This window comes from Pedobacter folensis (assembly GCF_056490665.1).
Genome location: NZ_JBWJIF010000001.1, coordinates 1,814,508 through 1,840,495 on the forward strand (window position 1 = coordinate 1,814,508; position 25,988 = coordinate 1,840,495).

16 protein-coding genes are annotated in these 25,988 nt (G+C 41.0%); all 16 read right to left on the reverse strand.

Annotation, left to right across the window (positions count from 1 at the left end):
- Positions 1–2: 2 nt before the first annotated feature.
- The 16 genes from AC04QZ_RS07190 to AC04QZ_RS07265 all read right to left on the reverse strand — a co-directional run bounded on the left by AC04QZ_RS07190 (position 3) and on the right by AC04QZ_RS07265 (position 25,780).
- Positions 3–1,205: a DUF4374 domain-containing protein gene (locus tag AC04QZ_RS07190; RefSeq protein WP_478357178.1), complete on the reverse strand. Its 1,203-nt coding sequence runs from the start codon at positions 1,203–1,205 to the stop codon at positions 3–5.
- A gap of 42 nt (positions 1,206–1,247) precedes the next feature.
- Positions 1,248–3,629: a TonB-dependent receptor gene (locus tag AC04QZ_RS07195; protein WP_478357179.1), complete on the reverse strand. Its 2,382-nt coding sequence runs from the start codon at positions 3,627–3,629 to the stop codon at positions 1,248–1,250.
- A 187-nt stretch (positions 3,630–3,816) separates the two neighbouring features.
- Positions 3,817–5,031: a hypothetical protein gene (locus AC04QZ_RS07200; RefSeq protein WP_478357180.1), complete on the reverse strand. Its 1,215-nt coding sequence runs from the start codon at positions 5,029–5,031 to the stop codon at positions 3,817–3,819.
- An 18-nt stretch (positions 5,032–5,049) separates the two neighbouring features.
- The gene (locus tag AC04QZ_RS07205) at positions 5,050–5,700 is read right to left on the reverse strand and encodes a hypothetical protein (protein WP_478357181.1); all 651 of its coding nucleotides are present in this window, start codon (positions 5,698–5,700) and stop codon (positions 5,050–5,052) included.
- Positions 5,701–5,811: 111 nt separating this feature from the next.
- Positions 5,812–6,312, reverse strand: coding sequence for a sigma-70 family RNA polymerase sigma factor (locus AC04QZ_RS07210; RefSeq protein ID WP_478357182.1), 501 nt, complete (start codon positions 6,310–6,312; stop codon positions 5,812–5,814).
- Between the two features lie 298 nt (positions 6,313–6,610).
- A complete protein-coding gene (locus tag AC04QZ_RS07215; RefSeq protein WP_478357183.1) occupies positions 6,611–7,657 on the reverse strand; it encodes a hypothetical protein in 1,047 nt (348 codons plus the stop codon).
- A 79-nt stretch (positions 7,658–7,736) separates the two neighbouring features.
- Entirely contained in the window at positions 7,737–9,323 is a 1,587-nt protein-coding gene (locus AC04QZ_RS07220; protein ID WP_478357184.1) for a discoidin domain-containing protein, read from the reverse strand.
- Positions 9,324–9,910: 587 nt separating this feature from the next.
- Positions 9,911–11,164 carry a DUF2264 domain-containing protein gene (locus AC04QZ_RS07225; RefSeq protein ID WP_478357185.1) on the reverse strand — a complete coding sequence of 418 codons (1,254 nt, stop codon included), beginning with the start codon at positions 11,162–11,164 and terminating at the stop codon, positions 9,911–9,913.
- A 16-nt stretch (positions 11,165–11,180) separates the two neighbouring features.
- Positions 11,181–12,539, reverse strand: coding sequence for a glycoside hydrolase family 88/105 protein (locus AC04QZ_RS07230; protein WP_478357186.1), 1,359 nt, complete (start codon positions 12,537–12,539; stop codon positions 11,181–11,183).
- Positions 12,540–12,785: 246 nt separating this feature from the next.
- Positions 12,786–14,381, reverse strand: coding sequence for a glycoside hydrolase family 43 protein (locus AC04QZ_RS07235; RefSeq protein WP_478357187.1), 1,596 nt, complete (start codon positions 14,379–14,381; stop codon positions 12,786–12,788).
- Positions 14,382–14,454: 73 nt separating this feature from the next.
- Positions 14,455–16,014, reverse strand: a complete 1,560-nt coding sequence (locus tag AC04QZ_RS07240; RefSeq protein WP_478357188.1) for a discoidin domain-containing protein — start codon at positions 16,012–16,014, stop codon at positions 14,455–14,457.
- A 65-nt stretch (positions 16,015–16,079) separates the two neighbouring features.
- Positions 16,080–17,813: a RagB/SusD family nutrient uptake outer membrane protein gene (locus tag AC04QZ_RS07245; RefSeq protein WP_478357189.1), complete on the reverse strand. Its 1,734-nt coding sequence runs from the start codon at positions 17,811–17,813 to the stop codon at positions 16,080–16,082.
- A gap of 5 nt (positions 17,814–17,818) precedes the next feature.
- Positions 17,819–20,857: a SusC/RagA family TonB-linked outer membrane protein gene (locus AC04QZ_RS07250; RefSeq protein WP_478357190.1), complete on the reverse strand. Its 3,039-nt coding sequence runs from the start codon at positions 20,855–20,857 to the stop codon at positions 17,819–17,821.
- 30 nt (positions 20,858–20,887) lie between these two features.
- Entirely contained in the window at positions 20,888–22,522 is a 1,635-nt protein-coding gene (locus AC04QZ_RS07255) for a RagB/SusD family nutrient uptake outer membrane protein (RefSeq protein WP_478357191.1), read from the reverse strand.
- 4 nt (positions 22,523–22,526) lie between these two features.
- A complete protein-coding gene (locus tag AC04QZ_RS07260; RefSeq protein WP_478357192.1) occupies positions 22,527–25,499 on the reverse strand; it encodes a SusC/RagA family TonB-linked outer membrane protein in 2,973 nt (990 codons plus the stop codon).
- A complete protein-coding gene (locus tag AC04QZ_RS07265) occupies positions 25,496–25,780 on the reverse strand; it encodes a hypothetical protein (protein WP_478357193.1) in 285 nt (94 codons plus the stop codon). Before AC04QZ_RS07265 ends, AC04QZ_RS07260 begins: the two co-directional genes overlap by 4 nt.
- Between the last annotated feature and the right edge of the window lie 208 nt (positions 25,781–25,988).

Sequence of the window (25,988 nt, forward strand, 5' to 3'; positions counted from 1 at the left end):
GGTTATTTTAATTTCTCTATTCTTAAAATGTAATCGATGCCACCTACAAACTCTACTCCTTTGGTTAATTGATCGGTAGCTGGATCGTATTGCCAGATGTAGTCTTTATCTGCTGCATTAACTGCGATAAATGCTTTACCGTCTTCAACAATTACAGCATTCACCATACGCTCGCCTTTATCAGCCGGAAGATTTAATTTTTTGATCAACGCACCTGTTTTAACATCAACTACACAGAAGTAATGATCGGCATCGATACTCTGGCCTGCAATACGCGAACGTACTATGGCTTTTCCATTGCCAATGTACCACATGGCAGGAACCATTTCGTTATTGGCAACAGCCGAGAAATTAAAGAAATAGGTTGGGTCTATTTCGGCCGAGCCGTTTTTAATCCGGTACATGGCAGATGGTGATTTATAATCGTAAACATTAACCGGATCGCTGATGAAATATAAATCACCGGTTTCATCCACGAATGATGATGGTGCATAAACATTTGGTCCGCCCAGCCCGGTTGTACGCGTATCTGAAAGTGATTTTTCAACCGCCATGGTGCTATAATCGATTACGGCTACATAAGCCCTTTGATAAACCAGCATGTTTGGATAATTGGTATAATCGGTAGAACCAAAACCATAACCCAGAAAGAGTTTATTGTTCCTGTATTCGGCAAAACCGATGGTATAGGCATCAAATCCGGCCGGAATCTTTTCTAAATTCAGCTTTCCTGTTTTAATGGTCATTTTGTCCACTTTAACCACAGCATAACGGGCTTCGTTGTTTCCATCTCCAAAAATAACCAGGGTATTATGATCTACCCAGGTATAAGAGCTCCAGTTTAACCATGAAAAAGGAATCTCCTTATCGATTAAAAGCGATCCGTTTTCTACATGATATTTGCCTAAACGGCCGCTACCTGCATTTGCGTGGTAATAGAAACCATCTCTCTGGATCACATCCTGCGCATAAACCTTGCCCGTCATTTCGGCACCATTCCCTTTTAAGCTAACGGTACCCCCGGTTAGCGATTGGATACCTGCAATGTAATAAGCGGTATTTGGCCAGCTGCCCACACATAATACCGCAGCATATTTGGTACCCTCTTCTATATGGCCAACATCTCTTTTCTCGCATCCGCTGGCGAAAACAACAATAAGTGCAATGGCGAATAATTTATTGAAGTGATATATAATTTTGTTCATCGTGATTGATATAAAATAATGTCTGATCGATTTGGAGATTGGTTATTGGATAAAATACCTCAGTTTTACAGAAAACGATCTGCCCGGTTTCTGTAACCTGAAATTATCGTAAGCAAGTTCGTTGGTTAAATTTTTACACTCCGCCGAAATGTTATACCTGCCGTTGTGCAATGAGTAGCTTAATGCTGCATTTTGGATAAACTGTGTAGGAATATCTGATTTTCCGTTAGGGTTTCCCTTTCCTTCCCAGGTTAAATAAAACCAGTTTACATATTGGGTAAACCAGTTAAACTGCAAGCGTGTATTTTTGCCCAACAGGTCATTTTTCCCGATACTGAAATCGGCATTTCCAAATAACCATGGTTGGTTAGGAATTTTATTCAGGTAGGTTCCTTCTACATTATACGATTCTGTTTGACCGTTTTTTGTAGTATTTACTGCATTTTGATAGGTTAAATTCAGGTTTATTCCCAATAACTGATCGTAAGTGTAGCGTACCTCGGCTTCAAAACCGGTAATGCGAACGCTCGACTGGTTTTGGTTTTTTAATAATTTAGAGCGCTCATCAGGCACTGGGAAGATAAAATCCTTAGCATCGCGATAAAAGCCCGATGCTTCTACAAAAAATGTATTCTTGCCCAACTTAAAATTGTAATAGGCTCCAAGGTTGATGTTATCGCTACTTTCTGGTTTCAGATCTGGATTTCCCTGTAAGTTTAAACCATCGCCAAACATTTCTTCGGCTTCCTGTAAACGATAAGCATGCTCAAAAGAAGCTTTAATACCTAAATCTGGCGTGATTTTATATCTGGATGCAACCCCGTAACCCAAATTACTAAAAGCGGTATCCAGTAAAGTATAAACCTGATTAATGTACTTAGGCCTTTCTAAACCCAGGTGGTAATATTTAACAAAAGCAGTATTGACCAGTTTCTTATCTAAAAGGTCTTGCTGATAAGCCAGTCCCACAATCTGCTTTAAAAGACCAGGTGTTTCATCGTGATCGGTTAACAGTTCGTTAAAATTTCTGTTTTTTAAATGATCGAAAGTATAATTTAGGTTTAAAGTGTGTTCACTGTTGATCACATAACTCAAATTGGCCATTGCATAAGTTCTGGGCCTGATAATATTTGCGATCGTTTTAATTCCGCCCATTTCCGAATAACCCTTATCGAAATAAGTTCCATCCCAGTTATAGGTGCGTTTTACCGTATCGGTGGTTTTGTAAGTATCTTTAGATCTGGCTAAAAATGCACTTAAACTTAAACCATCAGTAAACAGATTATCTTTTTTATACCTTAAAGTAGCACTGCGTGCTTTACTGGCCCTGGTTACTTCGCCATATACAATGTTCTGATCGAAACCTGTTTGCAAATCCTGATGTGCTTCGTTATAACCTACACCAACAAATAATACATCAGCCCATGTCTTATTGGTTATCCCGGCTTCTACCTGTCCCAGCAACGACTCATAATTATCGTGGAAACGTCGAACATCTGCTTTTACAAATTCTGCTCCGTTTAAATCAGCAATATAATTGCCTATACGCGTTCCACCCTGCACTACATCCACATCTTTCATGATATAGTTATTATCAGAAGAATTATAGAAACCACTGGCCTTAACAATAATTCCAGTTTTTTTATCTACAAACTGGCCGTTTAAAGAAGATCGGTTGGTATTAAAAGATCCATAACTATGACTTACATCTAAATAATTGCTTAGCTTTTGATTGGTAATGACGTTTACTGCACCACCCATTGCATCGGCACCTAAATTAACCGGAACAACACCTTTATACACTTCTAAACGATCGGCCATATTAACCGGGATATTATTGAGCGACATGGCGCTGCCCATTACATCCATCGGAATCCCATCTACAAAAAATTTAACCTGTTTACCAGATAAACCGTTGATGGAAAATTTGAAATCAGAACCCAAACCACCCTGCTCGCGGATACGAACACCGGTACTGCGGTTCAGGATTTGATTTAAATCGGCAGTGGTATTGGCCAGTTTCCTGGTATCGATGGCATTAACACTGAAACCCGACTCTTTAACTTCCTGTGTTTTGGTTTTGCCATTTACGGCAACATCGTTCAGTTGTTTCTGGTCTTTCTTTAAAGAAAAATCTATTTTAACGTTCTGCCCCTGTTTAACCGTAATATTTTTTGATTCTTGAATAAAGCCAATGTATGATATAACAATGGTATAACTGCCTGGCTGAATATTTTTGATTTCGTAGTAACCTGACTGATCTGTTGTGGCTCCAATTTCGGTTTCCTTTATCTGGATGGTAGCCCCAACAATTACTTCTTTGCCATCTTTAATGGTCCCTGAAATGGAGGATGAAGTTTGAGCAAAAGCGCTTAGAGATAGTACGCTGAATAAAATGAGTAGTAGATTTTTTCCGTAAAACATTGTTTTAATATTGTGCATTTACTGGGTAGTAGCACAATTCGTATTTTCCCGAAGGTGAGAAACGAAAAAAAATAAAATAAAATTGGGACGGTAAACGGAAGAGGTAAAATGGAATATGGATTCCCGCAAATTTGAGATGATAAACGTAACGAAGAATTTTTTATTTGCGGTTAAAAAAAACCAGTTATTAATCCTTCAATCGGTCTATCCGCATAATAAAATCGGTATCCCCTCCCAACTGAAGTCCTTTTTTCAATGTATTGGTTTTGATATTGTACAGCCAGATATAATTGCCTTCTTTGGTAGAATTCACAGCAATGTAAGCGGTATCGCCCTCCACAATCACACACTCTCTTCTGGTTCCCTTATCTAACGGAAGATTGAGTTTGGTAACCGATTGTGTTTGCAGATCGAGTACGTAAAATTCAAAGTGTGCCGTGCTATAATGATCGCCCAAGCCTTTAAAAAGATCTTTTCTTTCAGAACGGATAATGGCTTTATTTCCGCCAAGGTACCACATTCCATAAGCATGGTTCTGAACCTTTGAAGCCGAGATATTAAAGAAATAATCCTGGTTGATCTTTTTTTCACCGGCCTTGATCTTAAACACCCCAGTAGGCAGCTCGGTCCTGTTACCCAAAGCTATCCCCGGGCAGGACTGGAAATAATAATCGCCATGATCATCCTTAAAATTATAAGATTGAATGGTATTGATTCCACCAGGATAGGTAGAACGGGTATCTTTTTGTGTGTTAAGAAGTTTCATTTCCGGGTAAGTCAGTTCTGAAACATATAAGGTATCGCTGGTTAAATAATTGGATACATTCTGTGTTACATGGTAGGTATAACCAACCAAAAGTGCATTTGCTTTTTTCTCTACAAAACCAATAGAAAGGGTGGTGAACTTACCCGATGGTGCGGGAATCTGCATATCGCCCTTTGCGATGACCTCCATTTTAGCTGTGTTGATAAAAGTATATTTGGTATGGTTGTAACCCGAAAGATTTAATCCGGTAAGCAGCAGGCTATCCTTCCCGATCCAGTTAAAGATCTCGATGCTGAAATCTTTAATATCCAAAAATCCTGCGACAACCAGTTTTCCGTTTTCCAGTTTAAATTTAGAGAAACGGCTGGTTTTACGATTGAGGTGATAAAAGAATCCATCTTTTACAAAAACATCTCTATCCATATCTTTCTGATCCAAAAGAATACCTTGTGTTTCCGGTTTTAGCAAACCACTATCTAATGCATTTGTCGTGAGCATATATTCTCTTCCATCTTTGGCCAGAATATACAAGCTATATTTAGCATCTTTTTGGTCAGTGCGCTTGTCTCCGCAACCGAGCATACAGCAGGCAAAAATAACGGGAATGAAAAATCTGATGATGCGATGGAGGTTCATTGTAGGCGGTAGAGCTGGTTAAATATCAAACTGGGCCGAAAGCTGTTTCTGCATCACCGGGGGTAAATCCATTAAATTGCGTTCGCTGATTACCACGATACTTTTTACACCGGTTTTATTTTTAAGGATAATATAAGTCTGTCCTTTTAACAAGGTTATCTTCTTATCTGTGCCTTCAAAAACAAGATCGATATCTTTCTTTGGAGAAATCAGGATACTTCCCGTCAGATCGATCATGCCATCGCTATTGTTTATTTTAGCAATGGTATTTGGTCCTATGGCTACATCGTATCCTTTGGCATCAATATGTTTTACGTACCGTGCAGAGGGATTATTTAATTCTAAAAAATCAGTTTGTCCAATAGATTTATTGGCCATTATAAAATAAGCAATAACACCAGCCATGGCCATAAATACAGATGCGGCAATAGCACCCTTCCACATGAAATAAGTATTGCTCCTTTTTGGCAATGGCTTAATCGCCTGTGGCATAACGGTTTCAATTTCCTGCCACATTTCCTGCTTCAGGGCATTTTTATCTTTTGCTAAAGCTACGGTATTCAGCTCCTCTACATCAGTATTGAACAGCCATTCTTCTACCCTCTGGCGCTCTTCGGCACTACAGGCATTTAAATGGTATTTTTCTAAAAGTTCTTGACTAATGTTCATGCTAATGAGTTGCTCCTAAAAAGGATGCAGGTATCTGCAAACTTAATAAATTATTGCTTTTAAATAGAAGTAGCTTAAACACCGATTTTCCGTAAGTCTGTAGATAAAAAATTAATAACTGGCCAAACCAACTTTAAGCCTGCTCATGGCCTTCGTGATATGATACTCTACAGCACGTTCGGAAATATACAGCAAACCGGCAATTTCTTTATTGCTCATTCCCTGTTCGCGACTCATTTTGTATACCCGTTTGCACTGGCAGGGCAAAGTATCGACCAAAACATCTACTTTTTCTTTTAAATTATTAAAAAGCACCTGTTCTTCGGTACAATTGCTGGATACCGAGCAGTCCATCATCTGAAATTCGTTATGCTTTTGCCGGTTTACCTTATTTCGGATATACTCGAAGGTTTTAAATTTGGCCGATCGGATTAGGTAATGTTCAATTTTTTCTATTTCGAGTTCCGATCTCCGCTCCCAAAGGGACTTAAAAATCTCCTGAACCATACCCTTTGCGGGTTCAACCTCTTTGATATTATTGTAACAAACTGCAAATATCTTCTCCCAGTATAGTTCATAGGCCATTTCGAACGATTGTTTATCGATCTTCATTAATTTACCTGAGAAAGGATGATTTGTAGCTTCCAAATACCTGCTTGATGGTTGGCTGCAAATATAGCTATTTAGATCAATTAAAAATAAGAGCTTTTAAAAATGGTAGATAATTTCTACTGTAAAGCAGAAAACACTTTAAAAACGAGCCGATAGGCCAATTAGAATGTTGGTAAATCTCAGTAAGCCTTCGGGCAATAGCTCACTTCTGGCTTTCTACCAAAAGTGAACTAAATTGTAAATTGTCTTTGCTGACCAGATAATAGGCACGAAACAGGAAAGTCCCGGCTCGTTTATGTTATAGATCGGACGGCAGGTAATAATTGCTGGTTGTGATCGGTAACTGTTTCTTTGCCAGCATATCTTTATAGATTATCCCTGTTGCTACAACCGCACCCCGCTTGTCAGCGGTTGGATAGGTCATACTGGAATCATGTGAAAAGCCGACCATATGGCCAATTTCGTGTACGGCAATGGAACAGATGTCCATGGTCAGGTAGTCGTGTAACACATGGTTGGCTAATCCAAATGTAGATCCGCCACCTAGCCCGGAAACATTTACAACTACGCCACAGTTGATTGTTGACATATCTAATATCTTCTTAAAAGCTTCCTGTTTCTGTTCAGCAGTCAATAACACCTTATCGTTTCCGGTAATCGGTTCAGCTAAAAATGCTGTTCTGGTCTCTTCAGCCTGAATCAGATAGGCCAGGTTGATGATCAGCCCTGAGAATCTCCGTATATCCTTAGCTTCAATATTATCTTTCCAGTTATCAGTCGGAATATCCTTAGTATCATATTCATGGTATTTAATCTTCCATTTTAATTTGGACAAGCTTTTTAATTTTTTGATCAGGTCCGAATCACCGGTAAAATCAAACGATACTTTTTCAATCGGGATACCTGTAGTTTTATATTGCGCAAGATCTACCTCTCCTCCATCGCTATCGAGAAATTTGGTTCCCCCTTCAATGAACGGATATTTGATCTGCTGGACGCCATGTGCCCTGATTTTTCCAATTCTGAACAACCTCACCGGCTTTGATAGCCCCTCTACGGTTAAAAGTATAGTGGCATCTGCGATTTCAACAGGCGCAAAATTAGCCACTTCGATCGTCGTCGCATTGATAGCCTTCACCCGCAGCACCTTACCAATCTCATAACGTCTTGCTTCGGAAGTCAAGAGTTCCATCGATTCACCGTCCTGGAACATCAGCGCAGCGTTATTATTGTTATCAAAATTATACTGAACTGTTGTTACAGGGTCAGGAACGGGTGGCGTTGGTTTTTCTTTTTTACAACTAAAAAATAAAACCGTTAATAATAGAAAGATGATTTTTTTCATAGTAGATATTGATTTAATGATATCATTAGGTAATATTTCATTACCTAATGATTAATGATCTATTGGGATGCCCCTTTTGCTAATATAACCCAAGTTCGGCTATGGCGGCAAATTGTGTTCCATCCCAGGAAGTATTGGCTACAATTTTAAGGTATTTAAAGGTCAGCGCCGATCCAAATGCAAAATATTGTTTACCATCTGTTTTAACAGTTGAAAAATTTCCCCTGGAGGTATAACTGATGCCGTCGGTACTGGTCAGAATTTCAAAATCTTTGATCGCCCGTCTTGATCCTGAACGGTGCTGCAGGGCGATACCACTTGCAGTCTTATTGCTTCCAAGATTTACGCTGATAAAATGAGGATAAGTTCCTGCAGGGGATGATGACCATTTGCTATGCCAAAAAGTAGTCGAGTTATTGTCAAGGACATTCGTTGCATAACCATTCTCTCCCGTTTCCTGTGAGCTGAATCCATCGATTGTCCAGCCTGTTTTGCTAAGTTCCGGACGATAACCGAAATTAATCACAGGTATACCACCCTGAAAGGTATAATAATAGATGTGCTCGGTAATGGTACCATTGGTATGCACAAATTTGACTTTCAGCTCATAAGGTATGCCATCCGTTTTTACCCAAAATTCTGATACAGGCATGACCACACTGAAACTATCTGTTCCGATTTTTGAACTGGCCCAGGTAATCGCATTATAATCGTGGTTAACTCCAGTGCCCTCATTACCCACATTAGGATCGTTAAAATACAGAACCTTATCTACCGTGCCTGTAGAAGTAAATTTTCCAGAGCACACGATCGCACTTTGTGCTGCTGAGTAGCTGGCATAAATTCTAGGTATTGTGGTGCTTACGCTGCCATAATAAGTAGAACTGTTATTGTTGAATACTTCGTTGTTGTTAAAAATAGCTGCATCTGCTGCAGAAATAAAGGTTGGCGTTTTGCCCAGGGTATAGTTGCCCGATCCCATCAACGATGTACCGAGGCTATTTTTTTGAGATACGGATTCGCGGTTGTGGGAAGAATTTAATGCATGTCCCATTTCATGTGCCAGTCCGCCAATCCATTTAGTAAACGGTTCAGTACCAATATTAGCAATATTAAAGCCTGCATAATCCAGGGCATAACAGTATTTTCCGTACCCATAAAATGGATTTCCTCCGGCGGGTTCTCCATTTGCATTTGTTGTGAATGGAGGTAACAGGATAAGTACATGCTGGCTTTGCTTTAAGCCCGGATGAGCAGTAAAAAAATTATCCACTTCTGTAACACCAAGACCAGAATTGAAATTTGTTTTCGACTGTGTACTCCTGATTACATTAATCTGGACTAATTGCGTAGTTGTATCTTTAACAAGACCAAAGGTTTTTAATCCATATCCGTTTCTGTTCAATTCCTGGGCATAGTAATTCTGGATCCATGTTAACACGCCATCAACCCTGGATCTGAAATTTGCAAGTGTATCAAGATCAGTTGGAACCAGATAGACAACGGTAAGATTACGGTTGTGAGATATCACTGGGTTCGATACCGTCATATGTGGATTAGACTTGAAGGTACTGTTTGTTTCAGCTACCGGGATTTCTGTTCTTTTACAGGAGGAAGCGCAGAAGATGCCTACTGCGGCAAGGGCAATTAATAATTGTTTTTTCATTGTTTTATTTTTGGTTAGGTAAGTTGATATTCTTATTCGCCTGGCTTATGCAAAATAGCAACGGCGATATTTATAGGCATAAAACCCTGTTTCATGGGTTTTAAAAATTTGGTTCATGGGTTTATCTGGTTAGTTAATATTTTGACCAATCGCTTGGCTTATCTCTACCGTAAAAATCTTTAATAAACTGATTACTAAGCCGGTAAAATCTTAAACAAATAGTGTGAAAATTTTAAATTTTAGGCCTTTTCAGTATTCTATTCGCTTTTCAGAGTCAATATGGAGCTAAATAGCTGATTGTCTTACCAATGGCTGATTTGAATCTTTAAGGATAAAAAGACTGATCGCTTCCCAGATTGAGTGGTTGCTTGTAAAAGCGAAAACCCTGAACAATTCATATCCAGGGTTTTCCATCAATGTTGGGTACAATCTCGTGCTACCATTCTTTTATTTGGGTAGCTTTTATTCTAGTCAATAAAGTCCTTCTACAGGCTCAGGATGACAAATATTATAATACAAACTCTTTTAGCATGCAACCACAAAAGCAATCTTCCAGCGGACAGTAAAATGAATTGATTTTCATTTAATTATTTACCTGCTGAGTGGTCTTTCTGGAAAGAACTACCCATCCAGGCTTTTTGAGCGGTCCAGGGTGCAGCTGCTTCTGTCCAAAATGCATTGTCGGCTGGCAGCCCTAAGGGTAAAAAACCCAAGGTTGCCATATAAAGGCTACCTGTGCAGGTGTATGGATCGGCAATTTCAGGCTGATGGCCGTTAAATCCTAAAACCAACCATCCCTGTGCATCAAAATTCTGGTTACCGGCATACATATTTTCGAATACTTTAGTCAGCGCACAACGGACTTGTGCGGGGCTTAATTCTTTGGGTAACTTTTGATCGAGTGCAATTTGCCCCAGGGTTTGAAAAGCAGCCGTACGGTAGGTTACACTTCTTCCTATTGGTGGATATTCGCCTGTTGATGAAATCATCCTTTCGGTAATCTGGGCATAACGTACAGCACGGTCGGTGGCTTTTGTTAGCTGTGCTTCGGCCATCTTTTTCTTGCTTACCATTACTTTCAGGATATCCATCATCATGGGGTGGATGACATAAGAATTGTAATAATCGGTACTGAAACTCGATCCGTCAGAATACCAGCCGTCTCCAACATACCATTCGTTTAGTTTGTTAATGGCTGTCATGGTACGGTAAGGCTCGTAGTCTTCGCCAACACTTAACAACCATGCTTCTTCTATTGCCGTAAATAAGAGCCAGTTGTTATAAGCGCCAGTTCTATTTCTTAAGGATTTAATTTCAGCGATGTATCGTTTTTGCGTGGTTTCGTTTAATGCTTTCCAGATATTAGGTGCACGCAAAAAGCCCTGCACCACATAGGCTGCATCTACAATAGGCTGCGCATCGGTTCTGAAATTAATATAATCGGCACTTGACGGATCAACGGCATTGCTTAAGGCCTGAATGGTTTCTGCTTTAAACTTTGCCCTGAGTTTCCCCTCTTCTGTTTCATCATCCGGCAGGCTTAACCAGGGCGCAATACCGGCAAAAGTACGACCCAAAGCTTCTGTATAACCGACCTCCCTTACATTGTTATAGTAGTGTGGCGCCACTTCGGTAGCCATATTTTTTTTCAACGTATTGCTGGCCAGATTATGAATAACAGGATAGGCAATTTTATATAAAGTTTTTACCCAGAATGCCCTGTCTTGTGCACCGCTGGCTGGAGGATTTACTTTATTCTTCTTTCCGCTTTGTGCCTGGGTAACTGCGCTTGTGATTAAAAATACAAGGCTTATTAAGAAGGCATGTTTAAAATTGTTCATGGCTAATTTGATCATTTTATTTGGTGCTGATTTCGAAAAATTTGCTGGTTCCGGCTGTAATGTTCTCGGTAAAATATACCCCGGTTATTTTTTCATCTTTATAGCTGACACTTAAAGGCACAATTTGGCCGCTGGCCGCGTTTCTTGCAATTAATTGCTTCGGATTTTTCACTTTTACTTTTTTTACAATTTGTGGCCATGCAATTTTTACCGTTTGATTGTTACTGGTTGAAGATCCGTTGTATGCCTCGGCAAAAACACTTTTATCATGATTTGCAATACTTAAGCGAAACATTTCACTTCCTGCCAATAAAAAAGCACCGACCCCGTAAACATCTGTATCGTCATAGCCAACCTTATCTGGTGCAGCACCTTGTGCCTGTACAAAACCCAGTTTTCCATCAGGGTGTACAGAAGCGCTAAGGGCAGCCCATGCTTTGGAAATTACCCCTTCGTACTTTTTGTAAGGGATGAGCCCGTTATTTACGCCCCAGGCCATCGCATAACAGATAAATCCGGTACCGCTGGTTTCTTTTGAAGCATAACTTTCGGGATCGAGTAAACTGGCATGCCAGCTGCCATCTGCCTGTTGCAACGACGCTAACTTTTCAGACATGCTGATAAATAATTTCACTAATTTCTCCCGCTCAGGATGATTTTCGGGTGTTACCGATAAGAGGCGAACTAAACCGCCAATAACCCATCCATTGCCTCTACTCCAGAATACTTTTGTTCCATTTTTTTCCTTTTTATCGAAATAACGGCTGTCGCGGTAAAAAAGATGCTCATCTTGATCGTATAAATAGGATGTTGATTTCCACCATAATGCGATTGATTTATCGAGGTATTTGGCATCTCCGGTTGCCTGGCTTAAATAACCCAGTGCCGGTGGGCCCATAAACAAGGCATCGCACCAGGCCCATTCGCGGGTATAAATATTATTTTTCCATTCCAAACTTTCTAAATGTGGTAAAGAAACAATGGTATCGGCCAGGGCTTTAAACTTCTGAATATATTCGGGTCTTTTATAAATGGTATACAACTGCGAATAAAGCTGACCAACGCAATAATCGTCTGCAAAATATCTATATCTTCCTGTTTCCCACTTGTTATCTTCACCAACCTGAATGAGCTTTTTATAATAGCTATCGTTATCGGCCAGGCGTGCCCATGCCATCATACCAGCATACATGGCGCCACTAGTCCAGTCTTTCTTCGGGTTTTTCCATCCTGCTGTTTCTAAATTTGTCCATTGCCAGTCAGCAACTTTTTTCATCTGGCTGATGATATCACTTGCTACCAGCTGTTTTTTCTGCGCACTTACCTTTTCGAAAGCGAAAAGAACCAAAAGGAATAGAATTATTTGTTTCTGCATTTAATTGTTGATTTTAATGATCTGGTTAATAACATACAGTCATTTATTAGGATATTGTTTAACTGGTGATAAAAATTCTTTCGTTATTCAGGATTGTTAAATAGCAAAGCTGCTTAATTCTCCCGTTTTTATATGGGGAAAATCTTAAATGATTGGTGTGAAAACCTTAAACTTTAAGGTCTTCACTTAAACTGCAATTTACCTTAAAAAACATCAATAAATTGGTTACCAGCACTATGTAATTGTTTATTGAGCCGGAGGGTTTTCTCCTTTAAACCTGAACCAGTTAAAATCTGCATAACCACCTTCTCCTTCTTTTTTGGTACTGAAATTAAATAAAGCAAAGCGATTGGCTGTCCAGTTATACCCAACGGCCATGTTAAGCTGATTCCCAAATGAAATGAATTTCTCTCCATCCAGGCTGTATGCGAATGTTGCTTTATGACCAATATGTGAGGCATTTGCCTTTATCCAGATTTTATGCTGTTTAAAAACTTTAATGCTGTCAATCACTTTATTATTGTTTACCATAATCAATGTTTTTTCGTCGCCTGCTTTCCTTACCGCGATATAAGCGTAAGGTTTTTGAAAAATACCAAATCCGGCAACATTACCATCTTTTAAACCCGTTATATCCATTTCAACAATCCCTTCAGAGGCTGGCCCCTGAACACGCTGGGTAAGTGTATTGCGCGCCATTGTTAAGTCGTTCGCCAATGAAGCCTCCAAACGCATATGGCTTTTTCTTTTCTTTAACGACCATTTTTCGTTATCGGGATTATGGTTCCATTGCCATTGCAAGCCAAGGTTTACCGCATTAAACTCATCGGATGTTGCCGGTACTTTTACAGGATAAGTCTGACCAACATTTGGCTTTGCTGCATTTATTACACCTTTCCCATCTACACCTAACATCGGCCAGCCATCTACCCAGGTTACGGGTTCTAAGTGAGGAGAACGACCTATTGGCCAACGGTCCTGCATAATCATAAACCACCACGAACCATCTTTAAGCTGCAGCATTCCACCCTGGTGTAAAAAACTACCGGGAAGCGTTACATCACTGCGCATAACGACTTTCGCCTCGTATGGACCGTAAATATTATCCGACCGTAAACAGATCTGTCTGCCATTAGTGCCTCCGGTAGTACTTAAAATATAATACTTTCCATTTACTTTATACATGTGCGAACCTTCTAAATAAGGAAAATCACGGTTTTCATAAATTTCTTTTTGAGGTGTTTTAACCGATAAAGCATCTGCATTTAATTCGGTTATAAAGATTTTTTGTTGTCCATGCGCCACATAAACTTTACCATCATCATCAAAAAACAGCCCCGGATCGTATAAATATTCCGGAAAAATAGTCCGCTTCCATGGCCCTTTAATGTCTTTTGCCACACACATGGAATAACTGCCCTTTGCCCCATTCCTGCTCGGGGTACAAAAGCCAACGTAAAATAATCCGTTGTGATGCCTGATTGTTGCTGCCCAGGAGCCATTACTGTACATATTTCCGCCCTGCAGGTTATATCTTGGATCTTCATCATATTTATCTACGGCATACCCTGCCATTTCCCAGTTCACCAAATCTTTAGAATGCAAAACAGGGCAGCCAGGCACATAGTTCATGCTGGTAGAAACAAAGTAAAAATCATCACCTACACGGATAAAATCCGGATCGGCCCAATCGCCCGTAAGTAAGGGGTTCTTAAAGGTGCCGTTGCCATTATCGGCTGTCCATACATTGGAAAGGGGTTTCTGGTCAACATTCTGGGCCTGGCCAAGCTGAAAGCTTAACAAACCGATGCTGACCAGAAGTAATTTAATTTTTGGAAACATTTAATGGTTATTTATGATGGTAAAATTGTGATTAGTAACCAAAACATAGCTTTAATCTTTTGAAATTCCGGATCTAGTTTTTATACAGTCCAATTTCTGCAATACACGATTTATTTGGTTCTGCTGTATCATAATTAGACTTCACAATAATTTTGAAGTACCTGAATGTTTTAGCAGAAGCAAAAGGAATTTTAGATTCAGTGTCAACCTTTGGTACAACGAAGTTACCTGCTGAGGTCCATACCTGGTTATCCGAACTGGTCAGAATTTCCACATCTTTTACAGCACGGTAAGCCCCTGCCCGCTGGCGGATGGTAAAGCCATCGGCAGTACTGCTTCGAGCGAGATCAATGGTTACATAATGAGGCAAAACTGCTGCAGGAGATGAATGTTTGGCAAACCAAAAGCTATTAATATCATCGTCAATCATGTAACTGGCGGGTTTGTTCTCTATTACAGTTTCCTGCGAACTGAAATCAATTACCTTCCAGTCACTTTTATCAAATCCGGATGGCGCTATGTTGATCACCGGAATATTATTTAAAAAGTTAAAATTAAAGGTCGTATTTGTGATCCTTCCGTTTTCGTGAATCAGTTTTACTTTTAATTCTGCAGGATTGTTTGCTTTATAGCTGTTATTCATTTCAGTCATCGGCAATTCTACATAAAAGCTATCAAGCCCGATTACTTTCGTGCTCCAGGTTACCGCATTATAATCTTTATTTACCCCAACTCCTTCATTATTGTTGTTGGGATCGAGGTAATAGGTAACATTAGTAACCGGAACACTACTGGTAAATCGGCCCGAGACAATAATAGCACCTTTGGTCGTAGAATAGGAAGCGTACATCCTTTTAATTTTTGCCGTTACCGCTCCATAATAAGTGATGGAAGTGTTGGTTTGAAAAACCTGATTGGTATTTAAAATCGCACAATCTGCCTCCGTGAGGAATGTAGGTGATTTTCCATAGGTCCCATTGCCACTTCCCATTAGCGAAGTACCATAGTTGGGGTCATTTATCCTTGACTCACGCTGTCTGTTATGGTCTAAATTTATACCATGCCCCAGCTCGTGCATTAATCCTCCCAGTCCGGTCGTACTGGTAACCTCTTCTCCTCTGTCGGGCCAAAAACAATATTTTCCGTAACCGACATAGGGATTACCGATGCCGCTTGGTATGGAAGGACTTATGACAAGCGAATGCTCGCCTGATTTTGAGCCAGGGTGGGCTGTAAAATAAGCTTCCACTTCAGCAACAATATCATTCAAATGATCTGTAGTATACTTGTCGTAAGTGTATTTTGCCGGTATGGTAATTATTTTTATCCTGGTTTTGCTAGGATTGGTGAATAAACCAAAGGTTTTAAATCCATATCCATTGAGTTTCATCTGATTGCCATAATAGGTTTGCGCTGACAACATGATGTCGCTTAAGCGGCGTTCATATTCTGGTTTAGCCGGATTATCTGTCGGCACAAAGTATACTACATTTAAATTATACTTGTGATCACTTGTAAAGCCTGTATCTACAGTTGCGACTGGCGTTGTTGTTTCGACAGTTTCTACGGGAACATTTTTCGTGCAGGCTGCAAAAAAGAGCGGCAGGCACAATAACAGGGATGTTTTTTTCATTTTGAATAGATTTTTGGTTAGGTTGATAGGTAGATTATTTTTACTTCATGATTTTCCTGGTTGATTTACCAACCAGGATTTTGAATAAGCTTATCTGAAATATTGACCTGGATTGCCGGAATTGGCAGCAGGTTCATTTTTGGTTCAATAAATACCGAAATAGGTTTTGGGATGTTAATCTTCTCGTAAGAATAGGTTCCATTTGCATTTTTGATGATCTTCATTCCGGTAAGCACAGTTGCATATGTACTCGCTCCAACCTTCCATCTGCGGATATCCCAGAAACGGTGATCTTCGTAAGCCAGTTCAATCCTACGCTCGTCTCTGATGTATTTGCGCATTTGTTCCTGATTTAACCCTGCAGGGAGATTTGCAGGTAAAAGTCCCGCCCGCTCTCTAATCTGACGCATTGGCTCATAAGCATCGGCAGTTTGTCCAGCTTCGTTTAATGCCTCTGCATAATTCAATAGCACTTCAGCATACCTTAAAAAAGGAAAAAAGTGCTGTGTTCCTCCAGTTGAACCGGTTACATCTTCGCTCATCATTTTACGGTTATAGTAACCTGTTTCCGTTCCGGGAGTGATATAAGGAATACTCAGCCCATCATTAGGTGCATTAAAATAAGTAAATACCGGTTGTTTGGTATTGGTTGATGGATTTAACCACGATGCACCGTTATAGATAATGGAACGATAGAATCTCGGATCGCGGTTTACATAAGGATTCTGTGGATCATAACCTGATCCAGGTGCATTGATCGGCATTCCGTTGCGCATCGGGTAAGTGTCTACATAATCGCCGTTGGGCGCATTATGATACGCACCGCCCCTGCTTGCCGGAAGATGTGAGTTTTCATAAGTACGGTTACTTCCCGCCAGTCTGGCAAAAATCATCTCTTTATTTACCCTAAGCAGGAATACATTATAGAAACCCTCTGCCGTGCTGTTATTTCCGCCGTCGCCCTGTAAAAGGCTATAATAATTCAGGTCAATAACCGCTTTCGCAGCAGCAGCTGCCTTTGTCCATCGCTGTTTATCTTCAGTAGGATATCCAAAAACAGGGTTAGCGTTTGCAGCACCCCCATTAAATAAAGGACTTGCCGCAAATAACAGCACGCGGGCTTTTAGTGCCAGGCAAGCACCCTTTGTAATACGGCCATGGTTATAACCCTCTGTTCCAGTATATTCCATTGGCAGATCAGCTGACGCACTTTCCAGGTCCTTAACCACATAATTTACGCATTCTTCGTAACTGTTTCGCGGCAGATTAAAATCATCATCTAATGTAAGTACCCGATCAACCAAAGGAATTCCGGCATAATGTTTCATCAATAAATGATAATACCAGGCCCTTAGAAAACGGGCTTCGGCTTTCATCCTTTTCTTTAACGCTGCAGATAATGGCGATTCATCTACCCTGCTGATAAAAAGATTGGCCTTTCTGATCGATTTATAGGTATTCTTCCAGATATTATTAAAAGGATCGGGTAAAGAACTAGGGCTATAGTTTCCCTGCTGAAAAGCTGCTGCAGGTGAAACATTTGTCGTTGTCCAGCGCTCGTCAGACTCATCGCTAAACTCCGACAAAGAGTTTGAGGTGTTGATGCGCGTGGTCATGCTTTCCGGCCCCAGATCGGCATAAATACTGGTTAATATCTGTATGGTACGAACACTATCGGCCCATACGTCTTTATCGAAGATATCAGTCTGGGTATCACCTGTTAATACGCCGTCCTTTTTACAGCTAAACAGGGCACTTACAGCCAATATTAGTAATGCAATATGTTTTAGTAATTTCATGACATTTAAAAATTAAGGTTTAACCCAAGACTATAAATTTTCTGTTGAGGATAATTTTCTCCCCGGCCGCTTGGCGACTCGGGATCAAGGATCTTAAGCTTGTCCCAGGTAAGCAGGTTTGATCCGTTAGCATAGATACGAAGACTACCTACTCCTATTCGTTTCAGGGCTGAAGGCGTTAGCTGGTAGCCGATCTCCAAATTCTTTAAACGCAGATAATTACCTGAGCGCTGCCAGAATGTAGATGTTGTTGGCCTGTTGTTGGCACCACCACCGGCAAGATGCAGTTTTGGATAGGTTGCATTGGCTGCATTCTCAGGTGTCCATCTTCCCAGGTGGAAATCCTGAAAATTTCCGATATTTTCATAAATCAGCTCATCTGTAGGCCTAACACTGTTGTTTACGGCTCCCTGAAGCAAAAAGCTAAAATCGAAACCCTTATAGTTTAGCCCTGCAGACAGTCCAAAAGTAGTATTGGGTACAACCGGGAAACCAATAGGGCCCTTGTCATCGTCATTTATAATTCCATCACCATTCAGATCGGCATACTTCAAATCACCCACCTGTGGTTTAAAAGCGGTACCAGGACTGTTTGCAACATCTTCCGGGCTTTGGTAAAACCCGATCCACTGCCAGCCAAAAGGCTGCCCTACTGGCTGCCCGGTAAGTTGTAGCCAGGGATACTTTTTACGTTCCTCATCACGCTCCAGCACTTTGTTTTTCGCTATTGCAATGTTTCCTTTTACAAAATAACCCAGTTTGTGATCCCTGTTGGTATAACCGATCTCCAGTTCCATTCCCTTATTACTTACTTTGCCCATGTTTACCTCAGGCAGGGTAATCCCCACCACATCTCCTACAGTGGTCCTTGTGGTAATAATATTGTACCTGAAATTATCGAAGTAATCGAAAGTGACATTTACTTTAGATTTAAACAATTGTGCATCAAAGCCGATATTTGCCTTTCTTTCTTTTTCCCAGGTTAACTTGTCGTTACCGAGTTTTCCTTCGGCCAGTCCGTTGTAGGTGGTATTCGAATCACCGAACTGGTAAGTACCAGTAGGCACATAGGTACTCAGGTAGGCATAAGTGGTGAGGTCAAGGCCAACATTGTCGTTTCCAACAATTCCGTAAGAACCCCTGATTTTAAAATAGTTTAAGAATTTAAGGTTATTCTTCACAAAAGATTCTTCAGATACCACCCAACCTGCAGAAGCGGCCGGGAAGACACCAAAGCGGTTGGTATTGTTAAATTGGTTTGAGCCGGTATAGCCAAGGTTAAATTCGACCAGATAACGTCCCGCATAATTGTAGGTGGCTCTTCCAACCCAGCCCAGGTAACTGATTTTACGCGATGGATCGGGAACTCCGCTACCATTGACATATACCCTTGTATTTTGGTTATAAAGTGCCAGAACCGTTAAATTGTGTTTTCCGAACTGGTTTGCATAATTAAGAGATGCTTCGAGATTGGTAGCCGTTCTTGGAGCAAGGTTGTTTGTACCAACCTGATAAGGCCTTAAAACATTGTTAGCCGTGTTGAACAGACTATAGGTGTTGTTGGTAGGATTATACCTGTAGGTTGGATAGCCACTCCTGAACAGGTCCTTTTCTGAAAACTGGGTATTGTTAAAAGCAAATGCACCTTTAGCAGATAAACCTTTTAGCAAAAAGTCGAGTTTATGTGTGGCTGTTAAATTAGAGGTCAGTACGGTGTTGTAAGTCCTGTCGTAACCAGCCAATGTTAACTGCGCTACCATGTTAGGATGTTGATTGCTTTGAGGCGGTGCGGCATAGGAACCATCGGGATTGTAAACCGGGAATGAATAAGGTGCAAAACCTAAACGGAGCAGCTGGTTAAACACCGAACGTCCTGCTTCGTTGGGATGCGGCTGGTTTACGTTTTCCAGCCTTGAAGACAGATCGAGGCCAATATCCAGGTTATTGTTTACCTTAATATCTACATTCGATCTGAAATTATAACGTTTTAAATAATAAGTGTTGTCGGTTTCACTTTCCTTAAAGTTTTTAAACAATCCATTCTGGTTCATCATTCCGGCCGAAACAAAATACTTTACATTTTCGGTACCGCCCGAAACGTTGGCATTAAACTGTGTTTGTAATGAGCTGGGCCTCATCACTTCGTCATACCAGCTCACATTAGGGTAAACGGAAGGATTTGTACCTAAACGAAATTCTTCGAGCTGGCTATCGGTATATGGAAAATTAGCCGCCTGCCCGTCATTTACGTAACTTTCTTTTAATAACAGCAGTGAGTTATAGGCATCCAATAATTTCGGCAAGCGGATTGACTGCTGAATTCCCGTTTGGTTACTGATGGAAACCTTTGCTTCACCCGTCTGGCCACGTCTGGTTGTCACGATGATTACACCATTTGCCCCGCGTATCCCATAAACCGCTGTAGCCGAAGCATCTTTCAAAATAGAGATATTCTCTACTTCGTTCATATCAATCTGACCAATATTATCCTGTTGTACACCGTCTACAATCAATAAAGGTCCCGTCCCTGAACGGTAGGTACTAATCCCCCTGATCTGTATGGCGGCCTCATCTTTGCCAGGCTGTCCGCTATTCTGCTGCGCAAAAAGGCCTGGTAAACGGCCAGACAGGGCATTGGTAAGATTTGCCACCGGACTCTGTTTAAGTTCTTTTCCACTTACACTGGCAATCGACCCTGTCATTGTCGCTTTTTTCTGTGTTCCAAATCCAATCACCACTACATCATTCAATCCTTCTACACTTTCTTCCATTTGTACATTATATACGTTTTTGGATTGCAGCTTCTCTGATCTTGTCCTGTAACCTACCCCGCTGAATACCAACGTTCCATTCGCAGGTGCGTTCTGAATCACGTAAAGGCCTTTATTATCTGTTGTACTTCCAATAGCAGTACCTTCTACTTTAACATTTATTCCCGGAAGCCCCCCGGCACCATCGGTTACCCGACCATTTATTGTTCTGGTTTGGGCAAAGCCAAACAGTACACTCAGTGTACAAACCAGCATTATATATATCTTCTTCATTATATCGTAAATAGTAATTTGTAAGCCCGCTTAATTCCAGCCCGGATTTTGAACCAGGGCGCTGTTTTTCTGTATTTCCACATAAGGTATCGGATACAGGTACATTTTAGCCGCATCAAATGTGACCGTTTGCACCACGACATTCGGGTCGTAGGTGAATGTTTTGTCGGCATTTTGAATAACCTTCATCCCTTTTAAGGTGCCGTTTAAAACATTTTCTGCAATTTTCCATCTGCGGATATCCCAGAAACGGTGTTCCTCGAATGCCAGCTCAATGCGTCGCTCGTTTCGGATGATTGCTCTCATTTGTGCTTTATCTAATGAGCCCAGCGCAAAAACTCCGGTGCTGCCGCCTCTTTTTCTGAGGTCGTTAATTACTTTGTAAACAGAGGCATCAGGCGCAGCTAATACTTCATTTTGAGCCTCCGCATAATTGAGGAGGATTTCGGCATATCTGAAAATGGGGAAATTATGGGTGGCGCTTGAAAAACCTGTTGCAGAGCCACTGGTGGTCATAAATTTGCGCATGTAATAGCCTGTTTTTGTACCCATGCCAATACCAATCCGCGTATTGTTCTTACCTCCTACAAAGGTTTCTACGGGGCTACCCAGCCATGAAAAACCATTGTGGAATATGGTGAGATAAAAGCGTGGATCACGGTCTTTATAAGGATCTGCAGCGTTATATCCCGAACCTGCTTCACCTATAGCCTTACCATTTAACATCGGAAAGGCATCTACAAGATTCTGTGTTGGGTTGGTGATTCCCTGCCCGGCTCTTTTATAACCCGGCGGCTCGTTAAGGCTTTCGATACTGGTATTATCTGCCTGCTGGTAGGCCAATATAAATTCTTTGTTGCTCCGTGTAGTGAACATGGTTCCAAAATTGGCTTCGAGCGAATAGCTGTTTAGTTTAATCAGGTCGTCGGCCGCTTTTGCTGCTGCCTGCCATTTAACCACATCATTTGAAGGATTGTACAGTGGACTGGCTTCATACAAAAGCAAACGCGATTTAAGTGCCAGTACCACACCCTTAGAAAGCCTGCCCACCTCACCTGCTGTAAGCGTTGCCGGCAATTTATCTTTCAGGAATTCACATTCTGCCAGGATATAATCTACACATTCAGCCCTGGTATTCCTTGGAAGCTGAAGGTTGTCGTTCAAAACAAAAACCTTATCGCCAATCAATGGAACACCGCCCCATCTTTTTACCAGCTCGAAATAAAAAATGATGCGTAAAGCCCTTGCCTGAAAACGAAGTGCATCTTTTTTAACATCAGGAATGCCTGAGGTGCCAATGTTTGCCAGTAAAATATTCACTCTTCTTATTGCCATATAAGATGTCACCCAGGGATTTTCAGGCAGATCTGAAGGACCCCATTGTCCGGTCTTAAACTTATCTACAGCAGTTACAGAAATATCTCCGCTCAGTGCATCATCGGTTCCGGCATCCAACAGGTTATTACCTATGCGGTTAAAGCCATTGGGTAGCTGCGCATATATTCCTGCCAAATATTCATCAATCAATATGCCTTCTCTATCCTTAGGATTAAAGATATCGCTAAGGTCGGTACGTTCTACAGGAAGCTGCGTAAACACATCCTTTTCACAGGAGGAGATAAACACGGCAAACAGTACCACGATTAATATTTTATATAATTTCATATGTTTAAAATTTAGCGGTTAAACCAATGTTATAGCTCTTGTAAAGCGGATAACTGCTGAAGAGCGACTCCGGATCGAGGTCTTTAAGCTTCGTAATGGTGAACAGGTTAAAGGCCGAAGTGAACAGCCTTAAATTTCCCAGCCCTATTTTGCGCGTTACCGAAGAAGGCAGGGTATAACCGAGTTGTATATTTTTAAGTCTCAGGTAATTGCCATCCCTGATCCAGTAAGTTGAAGTTCTGTGATTATTGGTGTTGGTACCAAAGCTTAAACGCGGATAATCTGCAGCTGTATTGGTGGGTGTCCAGCGATTTAAGTGATGCTCCTGAACATTCCCATTCTCCTGGAATTCCCATGCATTGTTTCCTGTAAAATAAAAGTCTTTCCCGGCAACGCCCTGTACCAAAGCAGAAAAATCAAATTGTTTATACCTCAGGCCAATAGAACCGGCGTAGTAAACCGGCATACCTTTTTTTCCAATCGCGGTCACATCATCTTCATTGACTACCCCATCTGCATTCTGATCTACATAGCGGATATCTCCAGGTTTAAGCACCGTTGAAAACTGTTTGGGACTCTGGTCAATTTCGGCCTGGTTTTGGAAAAGTCCTGAAGCAACCAAGCCAAAAGCCTGGCCTATCTGTAATCCGGTACGCTGCTGGTAAGCGTATTTTCTGACCAGTTCATCAGTAAAAACTACTTTGCTGTTGGCCGCCTGAAGATTTCCACTCAAACTTAATTCCACCGCTCCGATCCTTTTTTGGTAATCTAATCCCAGCTCAATACCATTATAATTATAAACGCCTAAATTTTCTAAAGGATAAACGGCTCCCAGTAATGGGTTTGACTGGCCTCTTTGCTGCAGTACGTCATAGCGGTGCTGCCTGAAATATTCAAGGCTTATCCCCAAACTGTTCTTTAAAAGCCTTGCATCAATGCCCGCACTGTATACCCTTGTTTTTTCCCAGGTAATGGAAGGATTTCCTAAAGAGGCCTCATTCCAGCCTGCCATTCCGGTAGCTGTACTCCCGAAATAATAAGCATTACTTCCTGTGGTGTAGTAGGGCTGAAAAGCAAAATTTGAAGTCCTGTCAAAACCCAACAGGCCAGCTGATGCTTTTAACTTTAACTGATCAAAAATATCGCCTTTTATAAAACTTTCTTTACTAAGATCATAACCTACAGAAAGGGCAGGAAATGTTCCGTACCTCTTGTTAACAGGATATTGTTCGGTTCCCTGGTGGCTTACCGTCATGTCAGCAAATAACTTTCCATCATAGTTGTATGACGCTGTTGCAACAAGCCCCTGATAGGCGTGGGTGAGTGAAAGACCAACATCATACTGGTCCCAGATATACCTTAATGAAGCATCAATATGATGTTTTAAAAAGCTACGGTTATACTTTAAGCCTGCATCATAATTCAAGCGTCTTGCAAAACTGTTTCCGTACGAATTTGCATTGGCATAACTGGCGTTGGTGCCAAACTGCAAATAACTTTCAGCCTGGGTAACCGGATCAATAACGGGTTGAAAAACAGCAAAATTAGATCTGCTTCTTGAGATAATGTTGCTATAATAAGAGGTGTAGTGTATGGCACCTGTTAAAGAAAGACCGCTGGTAATGAAATTAAGTTTACGGTTCAGGCTGGCATCTACTAACAAGGTGCGTCGGTTATCTCTGTTGTAACCGGTTTGATAAAGCTGACCGTAAATATTTTTTACGTAAAGTGAATTTCCAGCTAGCGAACCGTCCTTATTAAAAACAGGATATGCATTTGAAGGGGTTTGCCTGATCTGATCCAGTATGGCATCCGTTCCGGCACCAGGACTATTCACCTGTTCGTATTTTCCCGACAAGCCTAAAGCTATGCTTAAATTCTTGTCGATATCAACATCAACATTTGACCGGAAATTATAACGGTTAACCGTATTGTTGGTATTCAGGTCATTCGTTCCATCCCTAAAAATCCCTCCCTGGTTCTGATTCTCCAGTGCTACAAAATACCTGGCAGCAGGCCCGCCACCCTGAACACTCAGGTTAAACCGGTTGAAACTATAACGGGGTTTAAGTGCGGTATCATACCAGTTTACATTTGGGTACTGATATAGATTGGTACCGTTCTTATAACCTTCCAAATCTGCAGGACTGTAGATCTGAGGGCGTCCGTCATTGGCTGATGCTTCGTTCGCAAGCAATGCATAATTATACGAATCGAGGTATTTTGGTAGATTTATCGACTCCTGGATTGCGCCTTGTGCTGAAAAACTGATCACCTGTTTAGCATTAAGGCCGTGCCTGGTTTGCACCAATACTACACCGTCTGAGCTTCGCATCCCCATGGCGGCTAGTGAAACCGGATCTTTAAGGACGGTGATGCTTTCTATTTCATTAAAGCTCAGTCCATCCATATCCCTGATCGCACCATCTACCATAATTATTGGTGTCCGGCCCCTTAAGCTAAGTGATGAACGATCGTTGCCGTTTAAGATAGATTGCGTAGTAATCAGCCCGTTCAGTCTTCCGCTTAAGGTATTGCTGATACTTGGCGTAGGAATATCACTCAATTCTTCTCCTTTAACTTTAGCCACTGAACCCGAAAAAGTTGAAGATTCAGGGGTTCCAAATAAAGTATTCACCAATTCGCCTTCAGCATCCTCTTGTAGAAATACATCAATGCTTTTTCCCGCCACACGGTGCTCCTGCTTATTGTAGCCGGTTAATTCGAAGATCAGTACATCATCGATATCGGCTTCCAGATTATAATGGCCTTTTGCATCAGTAAGTGCATTGCTGACCTTACCTTTAACACTCACTTTAACATCTTTTAAAGGATATCCATAACGGTTTTTTACCTGCCCTTTAATTAATTTCTGATGAGAATGGTACTCAGCTCCATCAACAGAAGAAGCGCTGGTTACATTGTACGATAGTGACCATACTATCACAATGAAAAATATCAGGTATTTTTTTTTCATGCGCTTACTAAAATTTGATTAATAGGGGTTGAAAAAATTCTTTTCATACAATAATTGATGAGGTCTAAGAAACCGGGGTAAAAAGCATCAATGCCAGCGCGAAATTCGATCGGGCGGTTATTTACACCCAGCGCTACCGCGTGATAGGTAGGCCATTTGCTGCCCCATACTTTAGCAGGATCATTGTTGGGATGTGACAAGCCTGGATGACAGAGACTGCCTTGTTGCTGAAAAATCCCAGGAAGCTCAAAATGTTTACATTTCGTAAAAACTTGGTTCATTGGTTTGTTGGTTAGCTGATTTATATTGACCGGTTACCCGGCCTGGTTAGTTTGTAAAATTGTTTAATCAACCGAATATTATATGGGGAATATCTTAAAGGAATAGTGCGAAAACCTTAAATTTTGAGGTGTTTTGAGGCTTTGAGCTATTTTTTCTGCAGGAACCTAGGGCTATATTTAATTTTACCAAAGAGTGTGGCTTACTGTT